Below are 16720 nucleotides of genomic sequence, written 5' to 3' on the forward strand. Positions count from 1 at the left end.
TTTCTCCTACATTAAATCAAAAGAAACTCTTGTAGCGTTTACTTTTTGATTTATTTTCTCTTTATTTAAACTATCTTGATTTTTTGCTTCTTTTAAAATAGTTATAATCTCACTTTTAAAAATATCAGCTTCAAAAGCAGCGTCAATAACGGCTGTATAAAGTGACAGTTTCTCATTTGTATCCATAACCATCGACCAACCTTTAGTATCATTTACTTGAACTATTGTAGAAGTAACTAACACCTCTCCTGCATAAAAATCACTATTTGAAATAGGATCTTTTACAGGAACTAAAATTGTTTGCTCACTTGGTGGTGTTAAAACTTGTACCCTATTATTTTCATCAATTTTTTTATATAAATTTTCTAATTTTTCATATTGCACTAATTGTGCTAAATTATTAATATCTTCTCTTTTCATTAAATAAACCTTTTTCTAATCATTGCACTAATTTTGTCAAGTACCCAAACTGTAATTACAATAATGATAATAATTGAACAAACATCACTATTTTCAAAAGCCCTCATCTTATCAAATAAGTAAAAACCAATACCACCAGCTCCTACAAATCCTAAAATTGAAGCTGCTCTTACATCACTTTCAAATCTATATAAAGCCATTGAAACAAAATGTGGCATAGTTTGAGGAAGTACTGCATAAACTAATACTTTAAAAAATCCAGCACCTGTTGTAGTTAAAGCTTCTACAGGACCTGGATCAATTGATTCATTTCCTTCACTTAAAAGCTTTGATAAAACACCTGCTGTATGCACACCTAAAGCTAAGATACCTGCCATTGGGCCAAGTCCAACAGCACTTACAAAAATCAATGCCCATACAATTTCATTGATTGATCTAAATATATTAGCAACTAAGGTAGCACTTCCATATATCACTTTCTTAGTAAACTCATGTATTGGAGTCTTTCCTGGAATTAATATATTTAAGATATTTCTTGAACTCATAAATGATAATGGAACTGCTACTACTATAGATAAGAAAAGTGCAACAACAGCCATTTGAATAGTCTCTAACATAGATAAAACATAAGTCATTAAATCACTACTATTTAAATTTGGTGGGAAAAAACCACTTCCTTCAATATTTGGATTACCAGAAATATACTCAACCATATACCCAGCTCCATCATATAATGATGAAAAACTCATATCCGTGTCATTCCAACTTTGAATTAAAATTAATAAAAATATTACGATAACTGCTGATTTTCCAAAAGAAAAAGGATTACTTTTTGCTTTTAATTCTTCTACATTCATTTTTTTTCCTTATTTAAAAGTAAGCGTTTACACGCTTACTTTGTATTAACTATTTTTTATTTTTTAGTTGTTTTTTTAATTTTATTAATTCTCTTACAGAATCATAAACAGAATCATCACCTTTAACAAAACCTTTATTTTTTAGTTTTTCTAAACCTTTTGGATCGTTATAAGATAAAAATGCACCTTTTAAAGCCATTTTTAAAGAGTTTGGTAAATCACCTCTTGCTGCAACAGGAGCACCAGGAATTAAATCAGAAGTCCAAATAACATTAAATTGATCTCTTTCCCAATGTTTTCCAACACCTCTATTAAAATCTAAGTTATTTGTAGAAGCCGCATCAATTCTTCCTGCTTTTACTGTTAAAATTGAAGCTTCATGTCCACCAGAATAAACTACTTTAGAGAAATATTTTTTAGGGTCAATACCTTTTTTTGAGAACATTACAGTTGGAACTAATGTTCCTGATGTTGATTGAGATGATGTAAATGCCCAAGTTTTACCTTTTAAATCAGCAAGCGTTTTTAAACCACTTCCTTTTTTAGTAATAATCGTACCTCTATACCCTGGAAGTCCTGATTCACCATCAACTTCAACAACTAAAGCTTCTGCATTAGCTCTTTTTGCAGCTTCAACATAAGATTTTGGTCCTAAATAAGCAACATCAATATGTTTGTGTTGCATACCTGTAATAATTCCAGTGTAATCTCCTGCTAATTTCATTTCTACTTTGATACCTAAAGATTTTGATATATAATCAGTTAAAGGGCCAAAGTTTTCTTTCATAGAAGTTGAACCAGCTACTGGAATCACACCAAAAGTAATTTTTTCAGGCCATTTTTCTTGTGCGAACATTGATGTTGTTAATCCTAAAGCTATAGAAGCTACTGCAATTTTCTTAATTAATTTCATTTTTATTTCCTAATTTAATTATTGTTTTACACTAGTTATTTGTGTAGATTTTTTCAACTAACTTTTCAGTTAGCAACTCACTCTTATCATCAAAAACTACTTGACCATCATTAACTGCAACAATTCGATCACAGTACTCTTTTGCATATTCTAAATGATGAAGGTTAGCTATTACAGTTACTCCATAAGTTTTGTTTACCTTCCTTAAAATCTCCATAACCTTTTTTGCACTTTTGGGATCTAATGCAGATACAGGTTCATCAGCTAAAATAATCTTTGGTTCAGCGGCTAAAGCTCTAGCTATTGCAACTCTTTGTCTTTGGCCTCCCGAAAGTTCATCACACCTTTTTAATGAATATTTTGTAATATCAACAATGTCCATATACTCTTTTGCTTTTTTTAACTCCTTTTTTTTATAAAGTTTAATTATTGCTCTTGTTAAAGGTATTTCTTTTAACATCCCACTAATTACATTATCAAGTACAGAAATTCTATCAACCAAGTTATAGCCTTGGAAAATAACGCCAATTTGTTCTCTTAATTTAATAAGATTCTTTTTTTTGATATTTTCTAAATCATAATCTAAGACTTCAAACTTTCCATCAAATACTTTGATACCACCTGTAATTGACATTAGAAGTGTTGATTTACCTGCACCACTAGGGCCTATAATTCCAATAAACTCGCCATCTTTAACTTTAAAATCTACATTCTTTAGTATTTTTTCTTTTTTGTACCCTAATGTTAGGTTTTTCATTTTTATCACTATGTTCTCCTTTTAAATTAAATCTACTTTGATTTTACAAGTATCGCCTCTAAAGTATGATGTTCCATACTCAACATAATTACCTTCTTGATCTTTTGATAATGTACTAGCAGCTAAAATTGGAGAATTTGATGGCATCATTAATAATTCACTTAATTCATTTTTAGCAACTAGGGATTCAAATACAGTTGAAACTTTTGTGATCTCCAAATTTGGATAACATTTATTTAAGATTTTGTATAAAGAAAAGGGTTCTAAATCTAAATGATTTATAATATCTCTATAAATAAATGCATCAAAATATGAATATGAAACAGAAATAGGTAAATCGTTTGCATATCTTAAAAGTTTCAACTCTATTACTTTTAGTTTTTTACTTAAGTTTAAATTTTTTGCAATATCTTCATTTGGTTCAATAATATTTGCACTTAGAAGTTTAGTTTTTGGTTCATACCCTAAGTCTAAAATTTTTGATGAGTATGAACTTTTATCACTAATTGAATAAGGAACTTTTATATTTGATATAAAATTGCCTTTTCCTTTTAGAGTATAAATAAAACCTTTATCTTTTAATAAGGATAAAGCTTGTCTCACTGTATGTCTATTTACATCAAATATTTTTGCTAACTCATTTTCTGAGGGTAATTTTTTACTTACACTATATTCTTTTGTTTCAATACTTTTTAGTATTTGCTCATAAAGTTTTATATATGTAGGTTTTGTAACTTTCTTCACTTTTTACCTTGTTATCTTGTCTATACAAGCTTTATAAGTGGAAGTATAAAGCAGATAAATTACACAATGATTACAAGTTGTCTATACAAGTTAAGTACCTTGTATAGACAAGTAAAAGATTAATCTATTTTGATAATTGATTTGATGGGAATTTGATTTAATTATTACAGTTTAATTACAATCTTGTTTTTTTGAAAGTGTTTTTAGTAGTTCACAAGAAAAACCAGCTTTTTTTCTTGCTTCAAAATTTAAATCCATTTTTCTTTTTGTAGAGCCTGGAAATACTTCTTCAATAATTTTTAAATAAGTTTCATCATAAGGTAAATTCTCTAAATCACAAGCATATTTATACCATGTATCACCTTTTGTTACATGATCAACTTCTTCTTCTAAAATAATATTTAAAGCTTCTAATATTTTTCTATTAAATGGATCATTATTTGATTTTAATTTTTCCATTATTTTTGGATTTTGATCTAAACCATTTGCTTCTAAATATCTAGGTACTGCAGCCATTCTTCTTAGAAATTCTGGTGTATTTTCCATAGCTTCAAATAGATTTTTATGAACAGGAAAGTCTCCATATTTTCCGCCTAATTCATTTAATAAATTTTCAAGTATTATAAAATGTCTTACTTCATCGTTAGCAACCTCTAACCAGTCTGAATAGTACTGTAACGGCAGGTTTTGATATCTTAATGCAGCATCTAAAGCTAAATCAATTGCACTATATTCAATGTGCAAAATAGTATGAAGAAGATACTTTTTCCCTTCAATTGTATTAAAGTTTTTTATTTTTGGTAAAGCAGTTGGTTTTACAATTTCTAAAAAGTTAGAATAAGATGGCTCTTTAAGCTTACAAGGTATATAATTATCTTCAAAAGTAAATTTATTATTTATAAAATTTTCATAGAAATGTTTAAATTTTTCTATTTTTTCTTTTGGATATTTAGTTAATAAAACTTGTTCTAAAGTAAAAAAATAATTCACGTATAACCTCTTTTATGATATAATCAATGTATTTTAGCGAAAAGGCTTTAAAATGGATATAAAAGTACAGCCAATGGGTGATTATCAAACAAATTGTTATATAGTTACAATAGATAATAAAGATATAATAATTGATCCAGGTGTAGATGCAACTAGATGGATAAAACAAAATGTAACAAACCCTGTCGCAGTTTTAAATACACATGGACATTTTGATCATGTTTGGTCAAATACAGAAGTTAAAAATGAATATAACATAAAATTGTATACTCCAAAAGATGACTGTTTTTTATTAGAAATAGATCCTTATGGTTTAGGAATGCCACCATCTGTTGCAGATATTGAAGTGCAACCTGATGAAGAATTTGAAATAGCTGATGTGAAAATTAAATTTCATCATTTTCCAGGTCATACTCCTGGATGTTCAGCTATTCAAATAAATGAGCATTTATTTACAGGTGATTTTATTTTTAAAGGAACTATTGGTAGATTTGATTTTCCTATGTCAAATGCAGCTGATATGAAAAAAAGTATTAATAAAATATTATCATGGGAAAATACAAATTTCCATATCTACCCAGGACATGGTGATAAAACTACGCTGATATCTGAACTTGATTCATTAGCACAATGGGAAAAATATATAATTTTATAAAGGTACTTGATGAGTCAAATTTGTGAGAATATAGTTAAAGAAAATGAAAATTTAAAACTTGTAAGAACTTTAGAACAATTCTATACAGATGTTTTAATGTATTTGAAAGATAAATTTAATGTAAATGATATAGAAATTGTTTTACTTGATACAAGTAATAAAGATACAGAAGAAATACTTTATAAATCTTCAAATAATTTAGTAGAAACAGAAAATACAGTTTTTGAATTAGTACAAAGTGATTATACAAAAATCAAAGTAATTGTATCTTCAAATGATGATAGCAATATAAAAAATAATAAATTTGCTATAACTTTGGCATTACAAGCATTTTCTCAAACTTTATATAATAAACTTTTAAAAGATACACTAAAAGATTTAAGTTTAGTTGATCCTGTAACAGGTTTATATAATAGACACTATTTAGATAGTTATTCTGAAAAACTTTTAAGTTTATCTTTAAGAGAAAATAATACTTTAGGGTTTTTAAAATTTGGTATTGATCAATTTAAGGCTGTAATTGATGAATTTGATTATAATATTGGAGATAAAGTATTAGTTGCTTTATCTAAGGTTTTAAAACAAACACTTAGAACCTCAGATATTATATTAAGAATTGATTCTGATGAATTTTTAGTGATATTAATGAATATAAATGATAATGAAAATGCAAAAATGATTGCTCAAAAAATTATTGACAACTTTAGTAAAGAAGAAGTATTAGTAAATAAACAAACTAATCAAACTTTAAAAAAGACTATTTGCTGTGGAATAGCAATATTTCCTAAAGATGCAACAACAATGGATGAAATTTTTAGAAAATCAGATATTGCTTTATATGAAGCAAAAAATAAAGGTAGAAGTCAAATTTTCGAATTTACAGAAGAAGATACGAATATTATAGACTTATTTTAGGAGTTTAGTATGAAAGAAAAAATATTAGAACTGATAAAAGATTCAAACTCAAATGAAGAAAGTTATAAATCTTTAGTATCAATTTATAATTTATATGAACAATTACAGTACTCAACAAATATCGTTCAAATGGCTGAAGATATTTACGAATGGCTAAATAAATTTTTTAGTATTGATAATGTAACATTTTCATTAATTGATATGCATTCAAACTCAAAAGAAGAGATTTTTGTAAAAGGTAAAGAGTTTTTTCTTGATGATGAGAAGGCATATTTTTTTATTATTAACACACATACTAATTTAAATGCAACAGTTTCTTTTAGTGCAACATCAAATGTTCATTATAAAGTATTACAAGCTAAATATGATACTATTGAAGCTGCATTCTTTCAAATATCTCCTATAATTCAAAATGGAATATTAAAAAAGAACTTTATTGAGTCTTCTTCTATTGACTCTGTAACAAAAGTTTATAACCGAAATTATCTAATTGAAAATTTGAATAAACATCTTACTATATCAAATAATACAAGAGAAGAAATATATTTTCTAATGATTGGAGTTGATCATTTTAAAGCAGTAATTGATGAATTTGATTATGATATTTCAGATAAAGTTTTAATTGAATTAGCAAAAATAATTCATAGTAATATAAATGAATTTGATATGGTAGCAAGACTTAATGCTGATGAGTTTTTAGTAACAATACTAAGTAATACTCCTAAATATCAAGTTGAAGATTTAGCTAAAAAAATCATAGAAGATTTTGCTGATGTTTCTATTGAAGTTAATTCAATTACAAAACAAAAACTTAAAAAAACAATATGTATTGGTTTAGAAACCTTTAAAACAGATTCAAGTGAAACAATAACAGATGCTATTAAAAATGCTGATATTGCTTTATATGAAGCAAAAAATAAAGGTAGAAGTCAGTTTTTTGATTTTGACGAACTTACAGAAGAAGATACAATAGAACTATTTTAATTCTACTGTATTTTTCTAGCTTTTATATAAACTCTTTTAGGTGCAGGATAACCTTCAATAGTTTTACTATTATCATTAGGATCTAAAAAGTCCTCTAAACTTTGATCGAAAGACCATTTTGTTTTTCTTTGTTCTTCATTTGTTGTAATAGTTGTAGCTATTACTTCAATATTTTCAAAACCAGCTCTTGATAGCCAATTTTTAAGTGCAGGAATTGTTGGTATAAAATAAATATTTGGGATTTTTGAATACCTTTTATTTGGTGTTAAACAAAGTTCTTCTTCCCCATCTATCATAAAAGTATCTATTAAAATTTCACCTTTTGAATTTAATCCTCTAGCAAGTGATTTTAAAGTACCTACTGGATCAGGTCTATGATATAAAACTCCAAGCATAAAAATAAAATCAAATTTATGATTATAAAACTCTAAGTGTTCAACTCCCAGCATTTCATAAATGATTTCTGATTTTACAAAATGATTTATAAATTCAAATTGATGAAGTGTTAAAGCACTTGGATCAAAACCTATTAATCTTTTTGGTTTATCTTCAAGCATTCTAAACATATAATAACCATTATTACACCCAATATCAGCAACAACTTTATCTTTTAAATTAAAGTGAGGTCTAATCAGATTGTATTTAATATTACTTTGCCATTCACTATCAATTTCTAAACCAAATAAATTGAAAGGGCCTTTTCTCCAAGGAATTAACTTTTTTGCTGTTTCTTCAATTAAATCATATTGTTCTTGAGTTATATCTTCTCTTTTTCCAATAGTAAACCAATCTCCATAATCCACATAAAGTTCATCTGTTTTTATTTCTCTGGCTTTATTTAATTGATCAAACCAAGGTTGTACATTTTTCCAACTTCTACAGTCGTTTTTCTTTTTTTGTAATTCTTCTAAATTCATAGTCGTATTATAAGACTATAAAATAAAATATTGTCTTAAATCAAGGCAAACAAATCAATCTTTTGCTATACTTGTATCTATGTTAGAATATGAATTGCTTTTCATTTTAGTTAACTTATAGTTAACTAGTTGTGAATATAATTCATTTGATAATCAAATAGAAAGGATTTTTTTTGAAAGGAACTAATGTCTTATTTTCCTTTAAGACTACACTAATTTTATTGGCTATATTAGCAATTGGAGCTGGCTATGCTACATTTATCGAAAATGATTTTGATACATCTTCAGCGAGAGTTTTAGTATACAATAATATATGGTATGAAACGATACTTGTATTAACAACAGTTAACTTAATGGGAATTATTTACAAATATAAAATGTGGAGAAATAAAGCAAGATTTATTTTCCATTTATCTTTTGTAGTTATTCTGATTGGTGCTGGGGTTACAAGATACGCAGGTTATGAAGGAATTATGCAAATCAAAGAAGGTGCTACTGAAAATAGAATGAGTTCACTAGAACCTTACTTACAAATTACAATTAAAGAAAATGGTAATACTTATTATAAAGAGTATCAAAAAGAGTTCACTACTTTATTAAAAAGTGTAAATGATTTCGCTCATACTATACTTTATGGTGATAACAAAAAAATAGATGTAGAATATAAAGATTATATCTTAGCAAAAAAAGGTAGTGCTAAAATGGGACTTTTAACTGTAGATGTTACAGTTGATGGAAAAACACAAGAGATTAAACTTCCTGGACAAAGAGGACAAAGAGGTCTTAAAAGAGAACTTTTCTTTGGAGATACAACTGTAGTTTTATCTTATGGTTCAAAAACATTATCGTTACCTTTTGCTATTAAATTAAATGATTTCCAACTTGATAGATATCCAGGTAGTAACTCACCTTCATCTTATGCTTCTGAAGTTACTGTTATTAAGGATAATAAAGAGTATGATTATAGAATTTTCATGAATAGAACTCTACATGAAGGAAACTTCTTATTCTTCCAAAGTTCATATTTCCCAGATGAAACAGGAACAGTTCTTTCAGTTAACAATGACCCTGGTAAATGGCCAACTTATTTAGGTTATTTTTTATTAACACTTGGATTAGTATTAAATTTATTTGATAAAAAATCAAGATTTTGGAAACTTACAAAATATGTTTCAGAAAAAAATGTAGCTTCTCTTGCTATTGCCTGTATGATTGCTTTTGCTTCAACTTCAGCAAATGCAGAAGAAAGAGTAATGGAAAATGAAGTAAAAGCTCAAAGTACAGTTGAATATCTAAAGAAGTTTAAAGAAGAGTCAAAAGTAACTGCTAATAAATTTTCTAAGCTTGTTACTCAAAGCCAAGGTGGTAGAATGAAGCCTGTATCTACATTAAATAGAGAAATACTTCTTAAATTAAGTGGTAGAAAATCTTTATTTGGTATGAATGCAGATCAAATTGTTTTAGGTATGTTATCAAGACCTGAAATGTGGAGAGATATTAGACTTATCAAAGTTAAAACTCCTAAATTAAAAAAATTTATTGGTATTGATGAAAAAAGAAAACATATTGCTTTTTCCGAAGTATTTGTAGAAGGTAATTATATTTTAAATAAAGAAGCTGAAAAAGCTGCTATTACTAAGCCTCAAGATAGAGGAACTTATGAAAAAGATATTGTTAGACTTGATGAAAGATTAAATATTACTTTTGCTACATTTAATGGTAACTTATTTAGAATCTTCCCAAAACCAGAAGATAAAACTAATACTTGGCATGTTCCACTTGATGCTATGAAAACATTTGAAGGACAAAGCCAAAGAGCTGTTGAATTAATGACAAGAGGATTTATAAACTCTGTTATTGAAAGCGATTGGGAACAAGCAAATAAATTTATTGATATGATTAAACTTTATCAAGAAAAGCTTGGTAAAGATGTTATGTTAAGTGATTCACAAGTTAATAATGAAATTTTATTTAATGAATTAGATATATTCTTAAAATTAACACTTGCTTATATCATAACAGGTTTAATTATGCTTATTGTTGCATTTGTTGTTGTATTTAATCCAAAAATTAAACCAAGAAAAACTACATTTTTCTTCTTTATTGTATTAGCACTTTTATTTGCAGCACATACATTTGGAATGGGCTTTAGATGGATTATCTCAGGTCATGCACCATGGTCAGATACTTATGAATCACTTTTATATATCTCGTGGTCTGCTGTATTTGCAGGAGTTGTATTCTTTAGAAAATCATTACTTGCGTTAAGTGCGGCTGTTATTGTTGCAGGTATTTTTATGTTTACTGCACATTTAACAGGTATTGATCCACAAATTACAAACTTAGTACCAGTACTTAAATCTTATTGGTTAACAATTCATGTATCAATTCTTACAGCTTCTTATGGATTCTTTGGTCTTGGAGCTATTTTAGGATTTATGGCATTAATTATGTTTATTTTTAGGAAGAATAGACCTCATTTAGATGAGACTATTAAAAGTATTACAGCTATTAATGAAATTGCATTAATCATTGGTGTTACATTTATTACAATAGGAAATTTCCTTGGTGGTGTTTGGGCAAACGAATCTTGGGGTAGATATTGGGGTTGGGATCCAAAAGAGACTTGGGCTTATGTATCAATTGTAGCTTATGTATTTGTAATTCACATGAGATTTGTAAAATCTCTTAATAATCCGTTTGTGTTCTCTACAGCGTCATTATTAACATTTAGTACAATCTTAATGACTTATTTTGGTGTAAACTTCTATTTATCTGGAATGCACTCTTATGCTACAGGAGATCCTGTACCAATTCCTACTTGGGTTTATTATGTAGTGTCTATTGTATTTGTTACAATTGCACTAGCATATAAAAATAGAAATTTAAAAGATGCTGTAACTAGTATCGATAATAAAAAAGCTAAGAAGTAAAACTTCTTAGCTTTTTTGCTTTTTATTGATTATTCTTTTCACATTGAATATATTTTTTAACTTGTTTCGTATAATCTTTTAACCAATAAACTATGCTTGTACCTTTTAAGTTTGTTGCATCTTTTTTAATACCATAAATAAACACTGAAAAAGTAAAATATTTATCTTTATACTTAAAAAGTATCTGTTCAGGTGTAAGTTGCATTTCATAAGCATTTTCTATCCAATCATTCCAAAAACCTTCAAAGTCATTATTTATTTCTTCTGCAATGCTTATATCTGTATATCGATAAATATTTACTATTGATATACTTATTTCATCAATATTTTGATCTTTTATTTTATAAGAGAATAAGCCTGATTTTTTAGGATAAATATATTCGCCATTTTTAATATGTTCATTTAAAAAAGTATTATTTTTTACTTCCTTTAGGTTAAAATCTTGATATTCTTTTTTATTTCCAAATAAAGATTTATTTTTTAAATGTTCTTCTATTAAATTAACTAAATATTCTGGTGCCTCATAAAATTTATCGGGATTATAGTAAGGACTACACTCTTTTGAATGAAGCAAGCCTAAGAAAAGTATAGTAAGCATAAATATTTTCATGTAAATCCTTATAATAAAATAGTAAACACAGCACCCTGCTCTTTGTTTGCAACTAAAAGTTTTCCATTCATTTTATCTTCAATAATTGCTTTAGATAAATAAAGACCTATTCCCGTACCCTTTTCTTCTTTTGTAGTAAAATATGGGTTAAATATTTCTTCAATTAAACAGCTTGGTACTCCTCCTGCATTATCACTAACTTCTATTTTTTTGTATTCTTTCGTTTTTGAGATATTTATATCTATTTTTCCATCTTCAATTTTATTTTCATCTATAGCATCTTTAGCATTGATAATTAAGTTCATAAGTACTTGAGAGAATTCATTTTTATTGCCATGTAAAGTAACTTTTTCTTGACAATTTATATTTAGTTTTATATTACTATGCTCTAGCACTGCACCTATAATATTTAGGACATTTTCAACTGCTTCTCTAACTATAAAATCAGATTTTTTTTCATCTTTTTTATAAAAGTTTTTAAAATTATCAATAGTATTTGACATAAACTCAATTTGATATAAGGAATTACTCATAGCTTCATCAAACATTTCATCACTCATTCTATTTTTCTTTTTATATGCTCTTAAATTTTGAAGAGTTAAAGATAATCTTGTTAAAGGATGTCTCCATTGGTGGGCTATATTTCCTATCATATCCCCTAATTCAGCTAGTTTACTTTGATTTTGAAGTAATCTATCTTTCTTAGCAATTTCAAAAGTCTTTAATACAACTTTATTATCTAAATTTGTTGCTAAATCATGTAATTTATCAGCTTGACTAACAACTAATTTAAATAAACCTTCTAATTTTCTTGTAAAAATAAAAGTAAATAAAAGTGACATAATTGTTGCGAAAATTAAGATAGCAACAATCATAGTATTATTATTGTTTTCTACTTCTTCAATAGATTCTTCTTTTTCAAGCATTATTAAATTTAACTTTTGATTATCCAAATTTAGAGTTTGAACAAAGATATTTTTATTATATACAAAAGAAGAATCTTTGTTTTCTTTTATTTTATAAATAAACCTAATATCAAAATCATCTTTTAATGTTTTTTTTGAATTATAATAAGACCAGTCAAACTCTTTATTTTTATGTTTTAGATAATAGCCGTTATCATCAGCTAAATAAATATCATATAAAGATGAATTGGTAATATTTTTTAACAATTCTTCCATAAAAACATTTATAATTAATATCCCTTTGAAGTTTCCTTGAATTATTAAAGGAGTAGCAACCCTAACAACAGGTTTATAAGGTATTTCAAGATGTCCATGTTCTATATTTAAATCAATATTAGAGAACCATACATCATTTTTTTTCATTTTAGATACATTTTTAAAATAATATCTATTAGCTTTATTTTGTAAACTTTGAGATTTATATGGTTCATGAGAATGTTTTTCTCTATCAAATCTTAATACTTCACGTCCTAATTCATTTATATATCTTATTTGCATATAGTCTTTATTTGCTTCCATTACTGTAAGTAATAATAAATCTATATAGTATTTATAAGAACCATTTTCTACATATTTTATAAAATATTCATTTTTACTAATTGCTTGAAGTGCATCTTTTTTTGTTTGAAAATATTTATCAAATGTATCTTTTTTTTCACTACTTTGTAGTTTTACTTCTCTTAAAAATTTATTTGCTACTAAATCTTGTGAAAAATATATATGAATAATAGTAATAGAAATTATAAGTAAAACAGTAAAAACAATATAAGAAAGAAACAGTTTAACACCAAAATTTCTGTTTTGTTTTGATAACTTATTTATCTCAACCATATTTCTCTATCTTATAACCAGCATTACGAACATTGATAATAAAATTATCTTTTAGTTTTGCTCTTATTTTTTTGATTTGTGTTCTTAATGTATTGTCACAAACATCTTTATCATCCCAAACATAATCTTTAATTACACTTGGACTAAGTATCGTACCAATATTTTTTACTAATAAATATAAAAGATTCCTTTCATGTTGTTTTAAATCTATTGGATTACCATTATAAAATAACTGCATATTAGATAGATTGAAAATATAATTATCACTTAATTTAATATCATCACAATCTGTGTCTTTATGAACTATTTTGTTAATTCTTAATTCTAATTCATCTAAAATAAAAGGTTTTCTAACATAATCACTGCAACCTAAAGCATAACCCTCTTTTACATGTTCTATATCACTTTGAGCTGTCAAATAAATTGCTGGGGTATTAATACCCTCTTGTCTTATTGCTTTTAATGTTTCAAAACCATTTTTTTTAGGAGTATTTATATCTAAAAGAAATATATCATAATTACTTAGTATAGCATTATCAAGAAGTTCTTCTCCATCATGGTAAAAATCAACTTTATTTCCATCTAGTTCAAAATAACTTTTTATTGATTCACAAATAAAAGTATCATCTTCTAAAAGTAGAATTTTCATTTCTTCCCTTTTTTAAAATAGGTATCTACCTATTAGTTTATATAAAAATGTATTAAAAGTAAAGTTTTTTATTTAGCACTTTAGAAGCACTTTTGTTGGTTAAGATTTTAAATAATTGAGTTTTATGCTCAATAATTTAAAGGAGATGAGATGAAAAGCTTAGTATCTAAATTTGCTTTGATTGCAATATTTGCTTCTATGTTTTCATTTTCAACTGTTTTTGGAGCCGAACACTCTAAAGGCATGATGGAAATGGAAGCTGTGTCTGGCGGGGATTCTTGTATTAAATGTCATAAAGGCATTGAATCTATTAGAGATACAAAATCAGACATGATGCAACAAATTATTGCAATGGGACAAGGTCTTGGAGATAGTGCTGGTTGTGTAGTTTGTCATGGTGGTAATCCAGAAGATGGAACTGTAAAAGGTGCTCACAAAGGTGCTCCTGCTGCTCATGCAGGTGGATTAGCTGAATTTGTTAGAGATCCAGGTTCTATGTGGATTGCTGATAAAACATGTGGTATATGTCATGCTGATACTGTTGAAAATACTATGAAGTCATTAATGATGACAGAAGCAGGAAAAATTCAAGGTAATATGCACTCTTGGGGAACATATAATACAAAAAAAGTTCAATACGCAAACTATGATGTAAAAGATAAAGATGGTAAAACACCTGCTTGGGGAACAAAAGTCTATAAAGACTATATGATTAAAATGATTGATAAATATCCAAATCAATTCCCAACAGAATTAAAACAATTACCATTACCTCCAAGTGGACCTGAGGATTTTGCTGGAAAATCTGAAGATGAAATAGCTGCAATGGCTTCTATTACTTACCAAAGATCTGATTGTCAAAGATGTCATATTGGAGTTAGAGGTAGAAAAGGTAGAGGAGATTGGAGAGGTATGGGATGTAGTGCCTGTCATATTCCTTATGGAAATGAAGGTATTTATGAAGGTAAAGACCCAACAATCAATAAAAAAGAAAATGGACATTTATTAGTTCACATGATTCAAGGAACAAGAGAAGCTAAAGTAAAAACTCCATCTGGTATGGAATTTAGTGGTATTCACCCTGAAACTTGTAACTCATGTCATAATAGAGGGAAAAGAATCGGTGTTTCTTATGTTGGTTTAATGGAACAACCTTATGGTTCTCCACTTAATGTAGGTGGTAAATCTCAATCTAAACATCATGGTAAAAGATATAAACATATCAAAGAAGATTTACACTTTGAAGCTGGTATGACTTGTCAAGATTGTCATACATCTGTTGATATGCACGGTGATGGAACACTATTTGGTACTACTTTAGGGCAAGTAGAAATTGAGTGTTCAGATTGTCATGGTACAAACGATAAATATCCTTGGGAATTAAAAATTGGTTTTGGTGAAAACTTTAAAATCAAAACTTCCAATAAAGCAAGAGGTATGGCTGAGGAATTGCCATATTGGATGACACAAGGTACTGTTTATGATAAACAAGGTGGATATTTATTATCAACAAGAGGTAACCCTTTAGGAAATGTTGTAAAAGTTGAAAACAAAGAAAAAGTAATTGTACATTTAGCATCTGGAAAAGATTTAGAAGTGCCATTATTAAAATATAAAGCAAAAACTAATACATATAAATCAAAAGATGCACATGTAGCTATGGGAGAAATTAAAGCTCACATGGAAAATTTAGAGTGTTATTCTTGTCACTCTGATTGGGCACCACAATGTTATGGATGTCATGTTAAAGTTGACTATACACCTGGTAAATCACAAATTGATTGGATTGCTTCTGGTTCATCAAACTTTAAAAATGGTGAGACATCAGAATCAATTTTAGGTACAAAGGGTAAAAAACTATTTGGTAAACCAAGTGAAACTAGATCATACTTAAGATGGGAAGATCCAATTTTAGGTATCAATGGTGAAAACTTAGTAACTCCTGTAATTCCTGGATGTCAAGTTACATTTACAGTAATTGGGCCAGATGGAAAAACATTGATTTTAAATAAACAAGCAAGAGTTGATGACAATGGGCAAAATGTTGCAGGTACAGATATGTCACCTGTTCAACCACATACATCAGGAAGAAAAGCAAGATCTTGTGAATCTTGTCACTCAAACCCTAAAGCTTTAGGTTATGGTATTCAAGATGGTCAATTCTTACAAAAACAAGGGGAAGATTTATATATGGATCTTCAAGATTTAAGAACAGGTAAATATGTTCCTAAAAATAAAACAGTTCAAATGAAAGGTATTCCAGGTATGGATTACGATTGGTCACAAATTGTAACTAGAGATGGAAAACAACTTCAAACTGTTGGTACTCACTGGCCTGACTCAAGACCACTTGATCAAGGTATGAGAGAAAGAATGGAAAAAACAGGTTTATGTATGGGATGTCACCAAAATATGTCAAATGATGAAATTTGGGGGAAATTAAATACTGATAAAAAACTTGATATGAATGAACATATTAAAAAAATGCACGAAATTGCTAAAAAAGCTGCTAAAGCTAAAGAATAGTAATATTAAATGAAGAAAAGAGAATTTATTCTCTTTTCTTCTTAATAGTTTAAC

The 16720-nt window shown here is 27.5% G+C and carries 15 protein-coding genes; 5 read left to right on the forward strand and 10 right to left on the reverse strand.

What is annotated here, in order from left to right:
• Window positions 1–6: 6 nt before the first annotated feature.
• The 6 genes from ACH5BH_RS02590 to ACH5BH_RS02615 all read right to left on the reverse strand — a co-directional run bounded on the left by ACH5BH_RS02590 (window position 7) and on the right by ACH5BH_RS02615 (window position 4681).
• A complete protein-coding gene (locus tag ACH5BH_RS02590) occupies window positions 7–420 on the reverse strand; it encodes a phosphonate C-P lyase system protein PhnG (protein ID WP_404304000.1) in 414 nt (137 codons plus the stop codon).
• The gene (gene phnE / locus ACH5BH_RS02595) at window positions 420–1277 is read right to left on the reverse strand and encodes a phosphonate ABC transporter, permease protein PhnE (RefSeq protein ID WP_404303998.1); all 858 of its coding nucleotides are present in this window, start codon (window positions 1275–1277) and stop codon (window positions 420–422) included. Before phnE ends, ACH5BH_RS02590 begins: the two co-directional genes overlap by 1 nt.
• 49 nt (window positions 1278–1326) lie before the next feature.
• Window positions 1327–2190: a phosphonate ABC transporter substrate-binding protein gene (phnD, locus tag ACH5BH_RS02600; RefSeq protein ID WP_404303997.1), complete on the reverse strand. Its 864-nt coding sequence runs from the start codon at window positions 2188–2190 to the stop codon at window positions 1327–1329.
• 31 nt (window positions 2191–2221) lie between these two features.
• Window positions 2222–2947: a phosphonate ABC transporter ATP-binding protein gene (gene phnC, locus ACH5BH_RS02605; protein WP_404304646.1), complete on the reverse strand. Its 726-nt coding sequence runs from the start codon at window positions 2945–2947 to the stop codon at window positions 2222–2224.
• A gap of 21 nt (window positions 2948–2968) precedes the next feature.
• Window positions 2969–3691, reverse strand: coding sequence for a GntR family transcriptional regulator (locus ACH5BH_RS02610; RefSeq protein ID WP_423297344.1), 723 nt, complete (start codon window positions 3689–3691; stop codon window positions 2969–2971).
• 171 nt (window positions 3692–3862) lie between these two features.
• Window positions 3863–4681 (reverse strand): ferritin-like domain-containing protein, encoded by an 819-nt coding sequence (locus tag ACH5BH_RS02615; RefSeq protein ID WP_423297345.1) that lies wholly within the window; start codon window positions 4679–4681, stop codon window positions 3863–3865.
• A gap of 52 nt (window positions 4682–4733) precedes the next feature.
• Here ACH5BH_RS02615 and ACH5BH_RS02620 point away from each other — a divergent pair, with 52 nt between their 5' ends.
• Genes ACH5BH_RS02620 through ACH5BH_RS02630 form a run of 3 tightly spaced genes read left to right on the forward strand, consistent with a single transcriptional unit; the run spans window position 4734 to window position 7235 of the window.
• Window positions 4734–5336, forward strand: coding sequence for an MBL fold metallo-hydrolase (locus ACH5BH_RS02620; RefSeq protein ID WP_423297346.1), 603 nt, complete (start codon window positions 4734–4736; stop codon window positions 5334–5336).
• 9 nt (window positions 5337–5345) lie between these two features.
• The gene (locus tag ACH5BH_RS02625) at window positions 5346–6251 is read left to right on the forward strand and encodes a GGDEF domain-containing protein (protein ID WP_404303991.1); all 906 of its coding nucleotides are present in this window, start codon (window positions 5346–5348) and stop codon (window positions 6249–6251) included.
• 9 nt (window positions 6252–6260) lie between these two features.
• Window positions 6261–7235 carry a GGDEF domain-containing protein gene (locus ACH5BH_RS02630; protein WP_404303990.1) on the forward strand — a complete coding sequence of 325 codons (975 nt, stop codon included), beginning with the start codon at window positions 6261–6263 and terminating at the stop codon, window positions 7233–7235.
• 2 nt (window positions 7236–7237) lie between these two features.
• Here ACH5BH_RS02630 and cmoB read toward each other — a convergent pair whose 3' ends face one another.
• Complete coding sequence (cmoB, locus tag ACH5BH_RS02635) at window positions 7238–8152, reverse strand: tRNA 5-methoxyuridine(34)/uridine 5-oxyacetic acid(34) synthase CmoB (protein WP_404303989.1); 915 nt, start codon at window positions 8150–8152, stop codon at window positions 7238–7240.
• A gap of 173 nt (window positions 8153–8325) precedes the next feature.
• Here cmoB and ccsA point away from each other — a divergent pair, with 173 nt between their 5' ends.
• Complete coding sequence (gene ccsA / locus ACH5BH_RS02640; RefSeq protein ID WP_423297347.1) at window positions 8326–11085, forward strand: cytochrome c biogenesis protein CcsA; 2760 nt, start codon at window positions 8326–8328, stop codon at window positions 11083–11085.
• Between the two features lie 22 nt (window positions 11086–11107).
• On the opposite strand, the gene ACH5BH_RS02645 is transcribed toward ccsA, so the two are convergent.
• Genes ACH5BH_RS02645 through ACH5BH_RS02655 form a run of 3 tightly spaced genes read right to left on the reverse strand, consistent with a single transcriptional unit; the run spans window position 11108 to window position 14140 of the window.
• On the reverse strand, window positions 11108–11695 hold the full coding sequence (locus tag ACH5BH_RS02645) for a hypothetical protein (RefSeq protein ID WP_423297348.1): 588 nt from the start codon (window positions 11693–11695) through the stop codon (window positions 11108–11110).
• An 8-nt stretch (window positions 11696–11703) separates the two neighbouring features.
• Window positions 11704–13491: a sensor histidine kinase gene (locus tag ACH5BH_RS02650; protein ID WP_423297349.1), complete on the reverse strand. Its 1788-nt coding sequence runs from the start codon at window positions 13489–13491 to the stop codon at window positions 11704–11706.
• The gene (locus tag ACH5BH_RS02655) at window positions 13484–14140 is read right to left on the reverse strand and encodes a response regulator transcription factor (RefSeq protein ID WP_423297350.1); all 657 of its coding nucleotides are present in this window, start codon (window positions 14138–14140) and stop codon (window positions 13484–13486) included. Before ACH5BH_RS02655 ends, ACH5BH_RS02650 begins: the two co-directional genes overlap by 8 nt.
• Window positions 14141–14290: 150 nt before the next feature.
• Here ACH5BH_RS02655 and ACH5BH_RS02660 point away from each other — a divergent pair, with 150 nt between their 5' ends.
• Complete coding sequence (locus ACH5BH_RS02660; protein ID WP_423297351.1) at window positions 14291–16666, forward strand: cytochrome C; 2376 nt, start codon at window positions 14291–14293, stop codon at window positions 16664–16666.
• Window positions 16667–16720: the final 54 nt, after the last annotated feature.

This window comes from Arcobacter rhizosphaerae (assembly GCF_049472155.1).
GTDB lineage: Bacteria > Campylobacterota > Campylobacteria > Campylobacterales > Arcobacteraceae > Arcobacter_B.

What these genes read in the sequence shown, in the direction of transcription:
- phnD (WP_404303997.1), bottom strand. Translation starts at nt 2,190, where the DNA reads ATGAAATTAATTAAGAAAATTGCAGTAGCTTCTATAGCTTTAGGATTA.
- ACH5BH_RS02620 (WP_423297346.1), top strand. Translation starts at nt 4,734, where the DNA reads ATGGATATAAAAGTACAGCCAATGGGTGATTATCAAACAAATTGTTAT.
- ACH5BH_RS02660 (WP_423297351.1), top strand. Translation starts at nt 14,291, where the DNA reads ATGAAAAGCTTAGTATCTAAATTTGCTTTGATTGCAATATTTGCTTCT.
- ACH5BH_RS02590 (WP_404304000.1), bottom strand. Translation starts at nt 420, where the DNA reads ATGAAAAGAGAAGATATTAATAATTTAGCACAATTAGTGCAATATGAA.
- phnC (WP_404304646.1), bottom strand. Translation starts at nt 2,947, where the DNA reads ATGAAAAACCTAACATTAGGGTACAAAAAAGAAAAAATACTAAAGAAT.
- phnE (WP_404303998.1), bottom strand. Translation starts at nt 1,277, where the DNA reads ATGAATGTAGAAGAATTAAAAGCAAAAAGTAATCCTTTTTCTTTTGGA.
- ACH5BH_RS02655 (WP_423297350.1), bottom strand. Translation starts at nt 14,140, where the DNA reads ATGAAAATTCTACTTTTAGAAGATGATACTTTTATTTGTGAATCAATA.
- ACH5BH_RS02625 (WP_404303991.1), top strand. Translation starts at nt 5,346, where the DNA reads ATGAGTCAAATTTGTGAGAATATAGTTAAAGAAAATGAAAATTTAAAA.
- cmoB (WP_404303989.1), bottom strand. Translation starts at nt 8,152, where the DNA reads ATGAATTTAGAAGAATTACAAAAAAAGAAAAACGACTGTAGAAGTTGG.
- ACH5BH_RS02630 (WP_404303990.1), top strand. Translation starts at nt 6,261, where the DNA reads ATGAAAGAAAAAATATTAGAACTGATAAAAGATTCAAACTCAAATGAA.
- ACH5BH_RS02645 (WP_423297348.1), bottom strand. Translation starts at nt 11,695, where the DNA reads ATGAAAATATTTATGCTTACTATACTTTTCTTAGGCTTGCTTCATTCA.
- ACH5BH_RS02650 (WP_423297349.1), bottom strand. Translation starts at nt 13,491, where the DNA reads ATGGTTGAGATAAATAAGTTATCAAAACAAAACAGAAATTTTGGTGTT.